We start from the raw sequence: 15703 nt of genomic DNA, 5'->3' as shown, positions 1-15703 counted from the left end.
TTGTGAAAAATATAGATTAGAAAACGAACCGCCAAGGACGCAAAGGAAAGAAAGAAGAAAGAGAGATATAATTTTCACGAATGATTTAGGACTGCTATAGAAGGTTTGTGCGATGCCTACGGCGGTAAACTACGCTTTTTGCATAATAATTACAATCTAAATGATTGTTAGAGTTATCTGTACACATCAAAACTAGACATTTTCTGTTGAACCTACTCTCAGCCGCAGATATTCAATTTTGATACAAGCATCCATAACCACATTGAGTCCTGCATCTATAGCTTTTTGTGCTGATGGTTGATGCCAGATACCCAGTTGTGTCCACACAGTTTTAGCAGTGATGGAAATTGCTTCATTTACAATTTCTGGCAAGTACTCAGAACGACGAAACACGTTAACAATATCCACGGGTTCGGGTAATTTCTGAAGTGCGGCATAACTGGGTTGACCGTCAATTTCTTGAATTAGCGGGTTGACGGCATAGACTGTATAGCCTTTTTGTCGCAAGAATTGGGCGATTTGATAACTGGTGCGATCGCGTTTATCAGAGTGACCCACAACAGCGATTGTTTTGGCTTGGATCAACACCTCGCGCAGAGCGTTATCATTTTCTTTAAGGTTTGGCATGATTTAAAATATCCTGAGCGTAGGCGCAGCCCGTCGTAGACATCGCTTTGCTTATCATACTGAGTTGCATTTAAATATAATTTTGACTTTTAAAAAATCATTCACGAGTAAAAAAGACTCGTCAACGAGTATCAAAGACTCGTCCACGAGTAAAAAAGACTCGTCCACGAGTAAAAAAGACTCGTCAACGAGTAAAAAAGACTCGTCCACGAGTAAAAAAGACTCGTCCACGAGTATCAAAGACTCGTCAACGAGTATCAAAGACTCGTCCACGAGTAAAAAAGACTCGTCCACGAGTAAAAAAGACTCGTCCACGAGTAAAAAAGACTCGTCCACGAGTATCAAAGACTCGTCCACGAATATCAAAGACTCGTCCCCTATTTTCCATGCCCAATGCCCAATGCCCATGACAATTAAAACATTAGGACTCGAACAAAACCTCCACGACTATTTACTGTCAGTCTCTCTTCGAGAACCAGAAATTTTAACCCAACTGAGACAGGAAACAGCCCAGTATCCCATAGGTAGAATGCAAATTGCTCCCGAACAAGGGCAATTTTTGGCGTTACTGGTGCAATTGCTAGGAGCTAAGAAAACTTTGGAAATTGGGGTATTTACAGGTTATAGTTCCCTGGTGGTGGCATTGGCGTTACCGAGAGACGGTAAGGTAGTAGCCTGTGATATCAGTGAAGAATTTACAACGATCGCTAGACGTTATTGGCAGCAAGCAGGAGTGGCGGATAAAATTCAATTGCACATTGCCCCAGCTTTGCAGACTTTGGATCGGTTACTGGTAACAGGAGAAGGAGAAACTTTTGATTTTGCCTTCATCGATGCAGATAAGAGCAACTATGATGGCTATTATGAGCGATCGCTGCAATTAGTGCGTCCGGGGGGACTGATTGCGATCGATAATGTTCTTTGGTCAGGCAGGGTTGCCGACCCGGAAGTGCAAGATAATAGAACTAAAAGAATTCGTGCCTTTAATCAAAAACTGCATCAAGACCAACGAGTTAGTCTTAGTGTAGTAGCGATCGCAGATGGCTTTACTCTGGCACTGAAAAAGTAAGTTGAGCGAAAATAGCTTTTTATTGTTCGAGCATTTGGAAAAATCGGGTAAAGTAATCTGGAAAAGTCTTCGCTGTGCAACCAGGATCTTTAATTACAATCCCTGGAACCTTCAAGCCAGTGACAGCAAAAGCCATCGCCATTCGATGATCGTGATAGGTTTCAATTGCTGCTGGGGTAATGGGGCCAGGTTGAATTTTCAGTCTATCTGCGAATTCTTCAACTTCAACTCCTAGCCGACGTAACTCTGTGACAACAGCTTTAATTCGGTCAGTTTCCTTATATCGAATATGTTCCACGTTCCGAATGGTAATCGGGGAACTGGCAAAGGGTGCGATCGCTCCTAATGTTTGCACCAAATCCGATATATCATTCATATCAATATCGATGCCTTGCAATTGCTTCGGCCCCGTCACTTCGGTGTAATCATCCGCATCCTTAATTTGGCAACCCATCTGTTCTAAAACATCCAGCCAGAGAATATCACCCTGACAGGATTGTTTGGTCAAATGTTTGACACGCACCCGTCCACCCGTGACAGCGGCGGCGGCAAAAAAGTAAGAAGCATTTGACGCATCGGGTTCTATTGTGTAATGTCGAGCTTGGTAACGTTGACCTGCTTTAATCTGAAACTTATTATCGCCAATTTGAATCACCTCCACGCCAAAATCTGCCATCAGACGACAGGTCATTTTGATGTAAGACTGAGAAACGAATGTCCCCTCAACCTCAAAAATCGTATCCTGTTGGGCGTAAGGCGCAATCATCAGCAATGCCGAAAGTTGCTGACTTGTTTGGTTGGCTTTCACCCGAAAATTTCCGCCAGCGAATCCCTGGCTATAGAGGGTGTAAGGCATAAACCCGGAGTTCCCCTCAAAATTAACAGTTGCTCCACCCGTTTGCAGCACCGTTAGCATGTCACCCATCGGTCGTTCTCGCATCCGGGGAACGCCATCTAGGCGATATTCACCATTCCCCAGTGCCACCAGTGCCGAAATAAACCGTGCTGTAGTACCTGATAAACCCACAAATAAATCTGCCTGTTTAGCTGGAATCTCGCCTCCCCTTCCTGTAACCTGAATCTGAGCCAGATTAGGATTCAGAGTTATGGGAATACTCAATTGCTCTAAACATTTAGCAAAATACTCGCTGTCTTCACTAAATAAGGCATTTTCTAAAATGGAGTCACCTTGCGCCAAAGCTGCGACAAGCAACGCTCGATTGGTAAGACTTTTAGAACCAGGAATTTCTACCGTGGCATCCACTGGCCGATCTAGAGCAGGAATTGCAATGGTATCCACTTTAAACCTCTACGTAGGCGGTTAGCTACAACTTTATAATATTCCCATATCTTGAGCAAAAGGAGCAGGGGAGTAGGGAGTGTGAGTTACAAGTAAAGTAGTGAGGAATAAGATTTTTAAACTTATAATTTATAACTCGCCTATAACTCAGCAATGGCTCAACGCCAGCTATCCGCTAACAGGACTCTAGAAAGATGCAATTTATCGATCAAGCAAAAATTGAAGTTGAAGCTGGTAAGGGCGGCGATGGTATTGTCGCTTTCCGGCGAGAGAAATACGTGCCGACTGGCGGCCCATCTGGTGGTAATGGGGGACGAGGTGGTTCGGTATTTTTTGTTGCCGAAGAAAACCTACAAACTTTGTTGGACTTCAGATACAACCATCGCTTTCAGGCAGAAAAGGGTACTCGTGGGGGGCCAAATAACTGCACTGGGGCAGCGGGTAAGGATTTGATTATCGAAGTTCCCTGCGGTACAACCATTTATGATGCTGAAACTGGCGAACTGCTAGGGGATTTAATTGAACCTAAGCAGACTTTGCTGATTGCCCAAGGTGGTAAAGGCGGACTGGGAAATCAGCATTTCTTGAGCAACCGTAACCGCGCCCCAGAATATGCCCTCCCAGGATTACCAGGGGAAATAAAGCAGCTGCGCCTAGAGTTGAAACTTTTGGCAGAAGTGGGGATTATTGGCTTACCAAATGCTGGTAAATCCACTTTAATTTCATCTTTATCAGCAGCACGTCCGAAAATTGCAGACTACCCCTTCACTACCCTCATCCCAAATTTGGGTGTAGTGCGGAAACCTACTGGTGATGGTACTGTTTTCGCCGACATTCCCGGACTAATTGAGGGAGCAGCTCATGGTGCTGGGCTGGGACATGATTTCTTGCGCCATATTGAGCGCACGCGGGTGCTACTTCACTTAATTGATGCTACTAGTGATGATGTGGTTAGAGACTACTACACAATTAAGGAAGAATTACAAGCTTATGGACGGGGTTTAGCAGAACGTCCGCAAATTTTGGCGCTAAATAAAATTGATGCAGTCGATCGGGAAACTGTCGATTTGGAAGCGTTAGCTACCCAGTTGAATCATCTCTCCTACGCCCCGGTTTTTGTGATTTCTGCGGTTACTCGCACCGGGTTAGAGCCGATGTTACAAGAAATCTGGAGAATTCTCGACCAAATGAAGGTTCCTGAAGAAGTGGAGGTATTTAGCTAATTCCCAATGACGCTCCTGCGTCGCTAATGTAATTCGTAATTACTACTTTATAAATTACGAATTATGCTGGCTTATCCTGGCTGGATCGGGGGAATCTTAATCACAAACTCAGCGCCTTGTCCTAGCTGCGAAAGACATTCTAAAGAACCGCCATGTTTTTCTGTAATAGACATCTTGCACAAGTAACTTTTGCCAAGATGTTGGGGAAAGGTTAAAGGTTAAAGGTAAAGGGGAAATTCCATCTTTTTTCCCTTTAACCCTTCCCCTTTCCCCCACTTCTGCAAGAAGTCTAATGATTTGGTAGCTAATGGCAAAACCGATCCCCGTACTTTGGCCGATGGGGTTGGTGGTACAACCCAAAGTAGGCATCTTGCAGGTTTATTACGTCTTATCTCGATGCAATACCTGATAGAGTCAAAATTCCTTTTTTATCGACACTTGTTGTAATTTAGTCTCCAGTGGGCAGTCAAATGAGTAGCATTTGGGTAGCGTGAGCGCCACTTGCGATCGCCCAACATCAGGATAAAGCATTTTAAGGTTTTGATACAAAACCTTAAAATGCTTGCGGTATCGTTAAATTCGTGGACTAGACTAGAACCACAGGGTAACAATCAAAGGAAGATTATGATGAGCGATCGCGACTATACCTTAATCATTGATAAAAGCGGTAGTATGTCTACACCCGACCAAATGGGTGGTAGAAGTAGATGGGAAATAGCTCAAGAGTCTACTCTTGCTTTAGCCAGAAAGGCCGAACAGTTTGACCCCGATGGCATCACCGTTTACGTGTTTTCTGGTAGATTTAAACGCTACGATGATGTCACCTCAGCCAAAGTCGCCCAAATATTTCTCGAAAATGACCCTGCTGGCACAACAAATTTAGCTGGTGTACTCCAGGATGCCCTCAATAACTACTTTCAACGCAAGGCAGCCGGTAAAACCAAGCCAAACGGAGAGACAATTTTAGTTATCACTGATGGTGAACCAGACGATCGCAAAGCTGTGTTTGAAGTCATCATTCATGCGACTCGCCAGATGGAACGTGATGAAGAATTAGCAATTTCGATCATTCAAGTAGGTTCAGATGCCCAAGCAACTAAGTTTCTCAAAGCCTTGGATGACCAGTTACAAAGTGTTGGCGCTAAATTTGATATTTGCGATACCGTCACTTTAGACGACCTAGAAGAAATGAGTCTTGTAGATGTATTGACGAACGCCATAACTGACTAATACAGCAGAATTCAGGATTCAGAATTCAGAAGTAAAACAGGCTTTATACTTGGGTAACAGACTTCGCTTGTGTACTTTACCAACTTAAACTCTGCTGTATCTTTGGCGATCGCCCATAGTTCAGTAACTGTTAATTTTTAATTGGAGAATTGAATAATGCTAGAAAATCGTGATTATACCTTGATTATCGACAAAAGCGGTAGTATGGCAACCCAAGATCAAAAGGGTGGTAGAACTAGATGGATTGCAGCCCAAGAATCTACTTTAGCTTTAGCTAGTAAGTGTGAGCAATTTGACCCAGATGGCATCACTATATATGTATTTTCTGGCAAATTCAAGCGATACGAAAATGTCACATCCAGCAAGGTGTCACAAATTTTTCGAGAGAACGATCCCTCTGGTACAACTGACTTAGCAAGTGTGTTAAAACATGCAACTGATGATTACCTTCAACGCAAAGCAGCCGGTCAAACCAAACCAAATGGTGAAACAATTTTAGTAGTTACTGATGGTGAGCCGGACGATCGCAAAGCAGTCATGAGGGTAATTATTGAAGCTTCTCGTCGCATCGATCGAGATGAAGAATTAGCTATTTCTTTTATTCAAGTTGGCACAGATCAACAAGCTACTCGCTTCCTCAAAGTCTTAGATGATGAACTCCAAAGTGCTGGTGCTAAGTTTGATATCTGTGACACCATTACTATGGAAGACATGGAAGATTTGAGTTTATCGGAAGTGCTACTCAATGCTATTAATGACTAGCTATACTATTTTTTAGGAATTGCAAAAATGGATTCCCTTGATAAACTGTTAGCCCAACTCGAAACTGAATACAAAGAAGTACAACCACAACCGCAACAGTCAAAATCAGCCACAGCTAAATCGTTTATTCCACCATCGCCAAAGTCGGCATCTTTCATGGATAACCTCTTGGCAGAAGTTCAGGCTGATTTTGCACAACAGGATGCTGCTATTGAATTAAAAAGACAGCAAGAACTAGAACAAGAAAGGATTCGACAAGAACAACTCAAAGCCAAACAACTAGAGGCTTTGAAAGTGCAAGCAAAAGAATGGTTAGCCAAAGTAGATCCACTTTCATCCGAAGGACTTTGGTTTGAAAGGTTTGCTGAAAGTTACCCTTCAAAATTAGAAGCAGCGATTGAATATTTAAAAAGCAATGAATAAACTTAAAATTCAAAATTTAAGACCCCATAGATAAATCTGCTCACTAAAATTGAAAATTAGCAATTATTATTTCTTCACTATAATCAATATTAATGGTGATTTGTTCGAGCTAAATGTTGAACAGCCCATTCATGCATAGCATAGAGAATTGGTTGCAAAGTTTCTCCTAAAGGCGTCAGTGAATATTCTACCTTGGGTGGGATTTGGGGATAAACTTCTCGATGAATAATACCGTCTTCCTCCATTTCTCTGAGTTGCTGAGTTAGCATCTTTTGCGTAACTCCAGGTAAAGCCCGTTGCAACTCACCAAAGCGTTTGACGCCAGTCATTAATTCTCTAATAATCAAAACTTTCCAGCGTCCGCCAATCACTTTTAGGGTAGTTTCTACTTCACAAGTCAGCCTGAAATGGTTTTCTGCTTCAGCTTTCATAGTTTTTTTGTAGGAATCACCTGACTCAGGTTTGCTGGATATACCGCTAGTTATCTGTTACTTGTTCATAATTAGTGTAGCAGCTGCGGGAATATGAAAATACAGTAGATACTTCCTGTCTTCTGCAGTCCACTACGGATGTTTGCTGATTACTGTAACAGTAATCAGCAAAGTGCGATCGCTTGTTTTATAATTGGATAGCTATCTAATCAAGTAGACCCTTCCAGACAAGGCAATCGCTCCACACCTCATGCTCACACAGGAAACAATCTCAACACTTCAAGCACAAGTAGAGCGGTTTCAGCAATACCTGGATTTTCCTATTGCACAATATGAAACCAGCGCCAAGCTAGCTGAAATAGTGAGTACTAGAGGGATCTCGCAGGATGAGCTTACACAAGAGGTAGCTCAACTTCAACAAAAACTTCATAGACTTGTCAAACTGCTTGAGAAAATTCGCAACAAAGCTAGCCTTGGGGAGTTAACAGTACTGTACTTTGTCAAATCCAATTTCCTTTTAAAGGAAATTTTAGACGACGGATACTGGGTTTTCTACTGTGGAGAAGACGCGAAAAAAGCAATTGAACTGGTAACATCAGCTTCTGTCGCTCTATACAAAGACCTCAAAAGCACAGTTAGTCCTGAAACTACCAAAAAAGACATAAATTATGTTGTCGTAGAAACCCTAAAACATAGTCTAAACTCACTCATTGAAGCAGGGTTACAAGTCAACGCATTCTCCCAAGAGGAGGTTAACGCATTTGATTTAGGAGATATAACTCCTCAAGAACCAGAAACTGTGTTAATCTTCCTATCAACAATGAAAAAATGGGAACCAGTTTACAAAAGACTTGCAGCATCCTAAATTTATTGGGAAAGAAGACGTAATCCTTATACATGAAGCACTCGTCAGTGAAACTGGCGAGTCATCAAACATAATTAATGAAGGCTTGCTGGACTCTGCTCTTTATGCGCCTCAAGCAACTTTTGGGGGAGAGTATTTGCATCCCACAATTTATGAACAGGCATCTGCATACCTATTCCACATAGCCTGCAATCACGCTTTTGAACAAGGTAACAAACGCACTGCTTTTGCTGCTATGGTGACTTTTTTAAATGCGAATGATTATGATATTGAAATAACAGAAGAAGAAGCTGAGAAATTAACGGTACAGATAGTTACGCATGAAATAAGCAGGGAAGAACTGCCTGCTATATTAAAAAATTACGTGACAAATCTTATTTAACATCATTACATTACTTGCGATCGCTCTTAGAGGATGTCTGAGAAGCTTTAGATAATCAGTCCCAATCTCTACCAAAATACCCCGCTAAACTAGTACTATACAGCAACTTGGAGCAAAGAAGCTTCAGAAATCTCAGGTTAAGAAACCCCTGGCTAACGAAAGTTTGAGCCAGGGATAGTTGATCGTTAGATACTCAAGATACCTATAATTACGTAGCTACCAACTCAGAATCAATTTCCGACGGCGCACTATCTTGGACTAGCGATCGCGTTTCTCCATTACGCTGGAGGATACCGCCAACCATTGCCAACAAGGCATTCACTTTGCGAGTTCGCCACATATCTACGAGGTTTTGCACTTCAGTTGCAGACATCCGGCGCATCATCGCTTCGTAGAGATAAGCAGCATGTCCAGTTTCATCTTGAGCAATACTTAGCATTCCTAACTTCAAGTTACGAGCAGTTGACTCGTTGTCAGGTAATACTTTCGCCATTCGCGCAAAGTCTTTACTAGCATCTAACTCCAGAATGTATGTGCTAGCCATAAACACATCCCAGTCAATTACAGCTGGTTTTAGCTGTTCTTGAGTGTAACCTTCATAGAATGCTGCGAAAAAAGGACTACGCTGTTGTGATTTTTTTGTGGGTGTAGTTGGGGGTTGACGCTTAAAATCTATAACTTGTTTATTCAGCTGTTGTAAGGCGTGGGCAAAAATTTGACCATGCCTAGTTTCATCTGATGCATGTTTTGCTAATTTTTCGGCTAGCCATGTATCGCCTTCTGCTGCGGCGCGATCGCTAAGTGCAGATAAAAATGGCACAGAGCCAGATTCGGCCAACTGAAACCCCGCAAGGATGTTGGGACGGGTTTTAGAATCACGAATTTGAGCAGCAGAGTAATAGGCAAAAGCACCTGAACCAGCTAGATGCAGAACGTGAGTCAAGAAGTTCATCAGAAATTCCCGCTGACAATTGGAAGGTTACAATTCTTATACTAATGTGTATTTTCTATTCGGTTGCCGTCTGAGGGTTTTACTGATTGGAATTTTTAATTGCCTGGGGCGGTCACATTATTCTTCAAAAACGGCCACTTTATCCTAATTCAAAAAGCTAACGCAGCAAGAAATTAAAATCCTATTCCAAATGTCTAGACGCAGACAATAAGGGTCGCTTGGGTTTATGCCAGTTTAATAGTTGAGAGTTTTTTGAGTTTACGGATCAGATAAAAGCTGAGAAATTGAGTCAAAGTCTTCTTTAGGTATATCACTTAACTCCATCAAATTGTAAAGTTGTAATCCTATTTCTTTGATTGTTAAGTTTTGAGGAGTGATATACTCTAAATCAGCAATTGGTTTCCCAAAAATTAGTCCAGACATATTAATTTCTAAAATTCTCTTTATATATAGATCGTATATTTCCTGTAATGCAAATGTCTGCTCAAGTTTTAGATTTAAAACTTGAATTTTACCTTGTTCATCCTTAGATATATAATTTTGCTGCCGCAATTTGTACTTATCTTTATTCGCAATCAGCCCTAACAAGCACATCTGAGTATAGGAAAGACTTGATCCTAATCTAAGAAGAACATTAGCCTGCGCTCTATTAATTTCTGGATGAAAAGCTATGTTGGCAACTAAATTTCCGTAAAACCTGAGCTTTTTTTCTTCATGTTCCCTCTGCGAAGCAATTAAAACACCTTCAAAAACTTCTTCTGCTGCTGAACGGTTTTGTACTCCTTTTTTAAAAAAGTCGTCTTGTCGAATCTGTTTTCCATTATCCAAATTTTCCTGAATTTTAGAAATTGCAAATGTTAAAGTCGCTCCAACTCTTACTTCTTCTCGATGACTAAGGAAGCGATTTTTAACCTCTGCGCCTAGTTTTTTCAAAAAATATACTATTGTAGGAGAGGCAACACTGGTTAAAATAGCTCCAGGAGGCCCAGCAGCAGCCCCACCTAAAGCAAGAATAATTGCGGTGACTAAAGTACCTCCAGTAATTTCTGAACCGACTGCAATCAATTCATTAATAGGTTCATTTTTATTATCTTGCTCAGACATGAGATGATTCAACCTAATACTTGCTGTAGTCTAAAAAAATTGGAAGCATAATATTTCCGAGGTGTATTGTAAGCATAAGCTTTCCGTTACGGAAAAGTTATGCTTACAGTGACAGGTTAGCAAATATATCTCGTCGTTTTGCTAATATCATTCCACAGAGGTAATGCAGGTGAGTTTGGATGGAGAAATTAACTAAACCAGTACGATTTTGGCTTTGTGCAACTATCATGATTTTGGCTTTGATAGGCTGCGATCGCTTTATCGGGAATTCTGGAGAACCAGTTGAGCGAGTCAGTGATGGCGATACCTTAGTAGTAAAAGATGCCGATGGCAAAAATCTTACCGTGCGCTTTGCTTGTGTAGATGCGCCAGAAATCGCTCATACAAACAAAGAAAAACAGAGTAAACGCAGTAGCGATCGCAATCAATTTACTTGGGGTGTGAAAGCCCAAGAACGGGTGCAACAACTAGTGCAGCAAGGAGGCGATCGCGTGACTTTGAATATCACCGATAGCGATCGCTATGGGCGTAAAATTGCTGAAGTCCGTTTAAAAAATGGCATTTTTGTACAACAGGTATTGTTGCAAGAAGGTCTAGCAAAAGTGTATCGCCCTTATTTAAACAAGTGTCCCAGTAAAGACTTAGTTCAGCAAGCCGAAACTGAGGCGAAGAAACAACGGCTCGGCGTTTGGAGCGATACTAAATTTATAAATCCTTGGGAATATCGCAGCCTATATAAGAAGTAAAAATTCGGCATTGCATATTTGCGCAATAACTCAGCAATTGCCAAAATTCCCCCCTGCTCCCCTGCCTCCCCTACTCTTCTCCCCAAGTTTGCAGTTGCAAATAAACTAGTACCAGCGTCACTGCTAATAATACAGTCGCTCCTGCTGCTGCATAACCAAAATCAAATTGACCAAAAGCCTCTTGGTAAATGTAGTAAACCAGCAGATTAGTTGAATTTAGTGGCCCACCGCCAGTCATCACAAAAACTTGCTCAAAACTCCGCAATGTAAAAATTGCGGTAGTAATGACTGCAAATATCACAGTCGGGCGCAATCCGGGCAAAGTAATATACCAAAATTGTTGCCAAGCATTTGCTCCATCTAAGTCTGCTGCTTCATAACGACTGGAAGGAATTGTTTGCAACCCTGCTAAAAAAACTACCATATTGAAACCCAGTTGTTTCCAAATACTCATTAAAATAATTACTGGCATTGCCCAAAACGTGTCTCCTAGCCAGGATATTTCTGAAATGCCAAAAAAATCTAAAAGTCCGTTCACTGGCCCTGATGTTTGAAACAGCCAGCGAAATCCCAAACCGGCTGCCACAAGTGAGATAATTGAAGGCAGAAAATAGACACTCCGCAGGGTGCCCCGCAAGGGAATGGAACGGTTTAATAGTACTGCCAATCCCAAGGAAATAACTAAACTAGGAATGATGGTAGCGATCGTAAAATAAAAAGTGTTACCTAAAACTTGCAAGAAGTCGGGGTTGAGTAGCAAGCGCCAATAGTTTTTTAAGCCTATCCAATAAATACCTTTTAAGGTGAAACTACCAGCAGTGAAACTGAGATAGAACAAATAGGCAATCGGCCAAATGATAAAAACACCCAGCAAAATTAATGCTGGTGCGAGAAAAATCCACGCGGCTACTGTATCATTATCCAACCACGACTTAGTATATATTTTTGGCATCTATAATTAACCCTCCTAGCTGTTATGACTCTCCGCCTTGATTCTACCCTGAGCTTAATTTCTCCCAACATTAGCGATAATTCCCAACAATTCGCCCCTTTAAAACTGGGAATTATGGCTTCTGGGAATGGCAGCAATTTTGATGTAGTTGCCCAAGCTATCGAAGATGGGCGGCTAAATGCCCAAATTAAAGTTTTAATTTACAACAACCCCTCGGCGAAAGCAGCCGTCAGAGCAGCTCATAGAGGTGTAGAAACTGTCTTATTAAATCACCGCAACTATCAAAACCGAGAAGAGTTTGACGAAAAAATTGTGCAGACATTGCGGCACTACGATGTTGAATGGGTGATTTTGGCAGGGTGGATGCGACTATTAACGTCAGTTTTCATTGATGCCTTTCCTGAGAGGATTATTAATATCCATCCTAGTTTGTTACCTAGTTTCAAAGGAATCCATGCTGTAGAACAAGCCTTGGCATCTGGGGTAAAAATTACTGGTTGCACAGTGCATATAGCTTGCTTAGAAATGGATAGCGGCCCAATATTAATGCAAGCCGCAGTACCAGTACTGCCGGATGACACAGCAGAAACACTCCACGCCAGGATTCAAATTCAGGAACATCGAATTTTACCATTAGCGATCGCTCTAGCAGCTTCTTCGTCAAAAGTTACACTAAACGTTACGTAAAAATACATATATCAATTAAGGGCGCACAGCTGCGCGCCCCTACTATTCATCAGAGTTAGCTTCAGCAGCTTGATACGCTTGTAGGAGCCTAGCATGATCGAGAGTAAATCCTACTTGCATGGCTATCTGAGCAAATAAATCAATCTCAGATTGTTGCCAATCACGGGGTTCAGAACACTGATGTGCAATTAACAAGCCAAATAGCTGCTCATCTTTAATAATTGGTGCTACTAAATTTGCTTTCACACCAAAAGATTCGAGCAGTTTAATGTGACAATCAGCCAAACTAGACTCATAAATGTTGTTGATTGCGACAACGCGACCAGATTGGTACTTTTCTACATAGCCTTCAGTGAAACAAGAGTCGTGAATTTTAGACCGCAAAACTTTGGGATAACCTGGAACCACTGATTCAGCAATAATAATTCCGAACCAATTAGCGTAAAAGCTATAAACCAACACTCGGTCAGTACTCAGGGCTTTGCGAACCTCTTCCACAGTAGTTTTGATGATATCCTCTTCCTTGAGGGATTGGCGAATGCTACGGATAATATCCACTAATAACTGACTTCGCATCCTTTCTGCTTCGATTCGTTGCAGGAGTCTTGCATGGTCGAGAGCAAATCCCACTTGGATTGCTATCTGACCAAATAAATCAATCTCAGTTTGTTGCCAATCGCGGGGTCTGGAGCATTGATGTGCAACTAACAAGCCAAATAGCTGTTCATCTTTAATAATGGGGGCTACTAAATTTGCTTTGACAGCAAAGGATTCGAGCAGGTGAATGTGACAATCAGCTAAACCTGCTTCATAAATGTTGTTGATTGCCAGAACGCGACCAGAGCGATACTCTTCTACATAGCCTTGACCGAAACATGGGTCTTGGATTTCAGCTCGTAAAACTTTTGGGTAGGTGAGAACAACTGATTCAGCAATCACTGTTCCAGACCAATTAGCATTAAAGCTATAAACCATCACTCGGTCAGTACTCAGAGCTTTGCGAACCTCTTCTACAGTGGTTTTGAGAACATCTTCTTCGTTGAGTGATTGGCGAATAATGCCGATAGTATCCGCTAACAACTGACTTTGCACACCCTCAGCTTCGATTCGTTGCAAGAGTCTTGCATGGTCGAGAGCAAACCCGACTTGCATCGCTATCTGAGCAAATAAATCAATCTCAGATTGTTGCCAATCACGGGGTCTGGAGCATTGATGTGCAATTAATAAGCCAAATAGCTGTTCATCTTTGAGAATGGGGGCGACCAAATTTGCTTTGACAGCAAAGGATTCGAGCAGGCTAATGTGACAATCAGCCAAACCAGCTTCATAAATGTTGTTTGTGGCTACAACACGACCAGATTGATACTTTTCTACATAACCTTGACCGAAACAGATGTCTTGAATTTCAGACCGCAAAACTTTGGGATAACCTGGAACCACTGATTCGGCAATTATAATTCCAGACCAATTAGGGTAAAAGGTATAAACCAGTACTCGATCGGTACTTAAGGCTTTGCGAACCTCTTCCACCGTCGTTTTGAGGACATCCTCTTCGTTGAGCGATTGGCGAATGCTGCGGGTAATTTCGATAAATATCTGAGCTTTATCTGCTTTGGTATCTACTTGTTGTAGAAGCTTGGCGTAGTCAAGGGCAAATCCTACTTGCATGGCTATCTGAGAGAACAAATCAATTTCAGATTGTTGCCAAAAGCGAAGTCTAGAACATTGATGTGCAATCAATAAACCGAATAGCTGTTTGCCTTTGAGAATAGGTGCGACTAAATTAGATTTGACAGCAAATTGCTCCAGCAACTCAATATCAGCATCACTGAGATCGGCTTGATGGATATTATCAATAGCATGGACGCTACCATTCTGGTATTTTTCTATATACCCTAGTTCAAATCCCGGTTCGGAGACTGTAACCCCTAATATTTTCGGTAAACCAGGTGCTACTGATTCGGCGATAAAGGTTCCATTATTATAGTTGGAGTCGAAGCAAAAGATGGTTACGCGATCGATGCTTAAAGCTTTACGAATTTCTTCTGAGGTAGTTTTGAGAACATCTTCTTCATTGAATGATTCTCGAACCCAACGGGTAATTTTGATTAATATTTGGGAATAATCGGCTTCGGCTTCTTTCTCTTCTACCAAAACCGAAAGCAGGTCTGTAAATGAGGTGATGTTTTTCTCTAACATCACTAATTCATCTTGGCTAGCGATGAAGACTTGAGTAAACTCACTGTCTGGACGTAGCCTCTTTTTAATATTATTAGAGATTGCAGCAACGTTGCTGACTCGACTCATTACTCGATTCGTCACAAAAACAGCGATCGCACCTGCTACAATTGCTGTCACTCCCATACCAGTTAACAAGAGTGACAATTGTCTTTGTAGAGCAAGTTCAGTTTCTGTTGAACTTTCTCTACTCTCAAGTCTTACTTGCGGAGTTTGTGTGTTAATTAAATTAATGCCATAGTTGTAAGTAGCTGTTCCAATTGCAACTACAGGAAGGACACTGATACTTAGTGCCCAAACTATTGCTTTAGTCTTTAAACTCCATTTTTGTTGCCAGAGTCTCTTTTGGCGATTTCGTCTTGCTTGGTTTTGAGAAAAAGACTGACTCATAAATGAAACTTGGATTGCTGCAATTGAGAATCAAGTAAATAACCTCACCACCAAATTCTACACAAAACTTATAAAACAAGGACTGGCTTTCAGGAGTATTTTGAGGCACTAATCTTCTACGTTATCTCCCATAGTGCTTTGATTGCCTTTCAACTCAAAAAAATTGGGTCTGATTAACAGGCTTGTTAACAATCAGATGGCGATCGCTTAGTTGGAATGTTTTATTTTCTCATTAGGAGTTGTGCTTTTCTGGCAAGGCAGCCAAACAATCTTTATTTTTTAACAAGGTTTTACAGACTTCTCACAGTTGCCCTTCCCCGCA

17 protein-coding genes are annotated in these 15703 nt (G+C 41.6%); 9 read left to right on the top strand and 8 right to left on the bottom strand.

Annotated features, from left to right (window positions below; genetic code table 11):
• Positions 1–192 precede the first annotated feature (192 nt).
• Positions 193–627, bottom strand: a complete 435-nt coding sequence (locus AC1F2U_RS15500; RefSeq protein WP_480261898.1) for a CoA-binding protein — start codon at positions 625–627, stop codon at positions 193–195.
• A 247-nt stretch (positions 628–874) separates the two neighbouring features.
• Positions 875–1015: a hypothetical protein gene (locus AC1F2U_RS15495; RefSeq protein WP_480261897.1), complete on the bottom strand. Its 141-nt coding sequence runs from the start codon at positions 1013–1015 to the stop codon at positions 875–877.
• Positions 1016–1033: 18 nt separating this feature from the next.
• Here AC1F2U_RS15495 and AC1F2U_RS15490 point away from each other — a divergent pair, with 18 nt between their 5' ends.
• Entirely contained in the window at positions 1034–1696 is a 663-nt protein-coding gene (locus AC1F2U_RS15490) for a class I SAM-dependent methyltransferase (protein WP_480262011.1), read from the top strand.
• Between the two features lie 19 nt (positions 1697–1715).
• Here the strand turns inward: AC1F2U_RS15490 and aroA are convergent, their stop codons facing one another.
• Complete coding sequence (aroA, locus tag AC1F2U_RS15485) at positions 1716–2996, bottom strand: 3-phosphoshikimate 1-carboxyvinyltransferase (RefSeq protein WP_480261896.1); 1281 nt, start codon at positions 2994–2996, stop codon at positions 1716–1718.
• A gap of 194 nt (positions 2997–3190) precedes the next feature.
• Between aroA and obgE the strand changes: the two genes are divergently transcribed.
• From obgE to AC1F2U_RS15465, 4 genes are all read left to right on the top strand, one after another.
• On the top strand, positions 3191–4219 hold the full coding sequence (gene obgE / locus AC1F2U_RS15480) for a GTPase ObgE (RefSeq protein ID WP_480261895.1): 1029 nt from the start codon (positions 3191–3193) through the stop codon (positions 4217–4219).
• A 624-nt stretch (positions 4220–4843) separates the two neighbouring features.
• Positions 4844–5449 carry a vWA domain-containing protein gene (locus tag AC1F2U_RS15475; RefSeq protein WP_480262010.1) on the top strand — a complete coding sequence of 202 codons (606 nt, stop codon included), beginning with the start codon at positions 4844–4846 and terminating at the stop codon, positions 5447–5449.
• Positions 5450–5605: 156 nt separating this feature from the next.
• A complete protein-coding gene (locus AC1F2U_RS15470) occupies positions 5606–6211 on the top strand; it encodes a vWA domain-containing protein (protein WP_480261894.1) in 606 nt (201 codons plus the stop codon).
• Between the two features lie 27 nt (positions 6212–6238).
• On the top strand, positions 6239–6634 hold the full coding sequence (locus AC1F2U_RS15465; protein WP_480261893.1) for a salt stress protein, Slr1339 family: 396 nt from the start codon (positions 6239–6241) through the stop codon (positions 6632–6634).
• Between the two features lie 89 nt (positions 6635–6723).
• On the opposite strand, the gene AC1F2U_RS15460 is transcribed toward AC1F2U_RS15465, so the two are convergent.
• A complete protein-coding gene (locus AC1F2U_RS15460; protein ID WP_322673153.1) occupies positions 6724–7065 on the bottom strand; it encodes a winged helix-turn-helix transcriptional regulator in 342 nt (113 codons plus the stop codon).
• A gap of 250 nt (positions 7066–7315) precedes the next feature.
• Between AC1F2U_RS15460 and AC1F2U_RS15455 the strand changes: the two genes are divergently transcribed.
• Together AC1F2U_RS15455 and AC1F2U_RS15450 are read left to right on the top strand one after the other, a co-directional pair.
• Positions 7316–7930 (top strand): hypothetical protein, encoded by a 615-nt coding sequence (locus tag AC1F2U_RS15455; protein ID WP_480261892.1) that lies wholly within the window; start codon positions 7316–7318, stop codon positions 7928–7930.
• Positions 7917–8312, top strand: a complete 396-nt coding sequence (locus AC1F2U_RS15450; RefSeq protein ID WP_334838656.1) for a type II toxin-antitoxin system death-on-curing family toxin — start codon at positions 7917–7919, stop codon at positions 8310–8312. The genes AC1F2U_RS15455 and AC1F2U_RS15450 overlap by 14 nt, the downstream gene beginning before the upstream one ends.
• 208 nt (positions 8313–8520) lie before the next feature.
• Here AC1F2U_RS15450 and AC1F2U_RS15445 read toward each other — a convergent pair whose 3' ends face one another.
• Positions 8521–9264: a ferritin-like domain-containing protein gene (locus AC1F2U_RS15445; protein ID WP_480261891.1), complete on the bottom strand. Its 744-nt coding sequence runs from the start codon at positions 9262–9264 to the stop codon at positions 8521–8523.
• Between the two features lie 258 nt (positions 9265–9522).
• Entirely contained in the window at positions 9523–10368 is an 846-nt protein-coding gene (locus AC1F2U_RS15440; protein WP_480261890.1) for a hypothetical protein, read from the bottom strand.
• 179 nt (positions 10369–10547) lie between these two features.
• On the opposite strand from AC1F2U_RS15440, the gene AC1F2U_RS15435 reads away from it, so the two are divergent.
• Positions 10548–11114 carry a thermonuclease family protein gene (locus AC1F2U_RS15435; protein WP_480261889.1) on the top strand — a complete coding sequence of 189 codons (567 nt, stop codon included), beginning with the start codon at positions 10548–10550 and terminating at the stop codon, positions 11112–11114.
• Positions 11115–11184: 70 nt separating this feature from the next.
• On the opposite strand, the gene AC1F2U_RS15430 is transcribed toward AC1F2U_RS15435, so the two are convergent.
• Complete coding sequence (locus tag AC1F2U_RS15430; protein WP_480261888.1) at positions 11185–12066, bottom strand: carbohydrate ABC transporter permease; 882 nt, start codon at positions 12064–12066, stop codon at positions 11185–11187.
• Positions 12067–12090: 24 nt separating this feature from the next.
• Here AC1F2U_RS15430 and purN point away from each other — a divergent pair, with 24 nt between their 5' ends.
• Positions 12091–12753 carry a phosphoribosylglycinamide formyltransferase gene (gene purN, locus AC1F2U_RS15425; RefSeq protein WP_480261887.1) on the top strand — a complete coding sequence of 221 codons (663 nt, stop codon included), beginning with the start codon at positions 12091–12093 and terminating at the stop codon, positions 12751–12753.
• 42 nt (positions 12754–12795) lie between these two features.
• Here purN and AC1F2U_RS15420 read toward each other — a convergent pair whose 3' ends face one another.
• Positions 12796–15381 (bottom strand): GAF domain-containing protein, encoded by a 2586-nt coding sequence (locus tag AC1F2U_RS15420; protein WP_480261886.1) that lies wholly within the window; start codon positions 15379–15381, stop codon positions 12796–12798.
• Between the last annotated feature and the right edge of the window lie 322 nt (positions 15382–15703).

Source organism: Nostoc sp. LEGE 12454, from assembly GCF_056620565.1.
The sequence above is the reverse complement of the archived record's forward strand: the minus strand, read 5'-3'. Positions and strand labels throughout refer to the sequence as shown.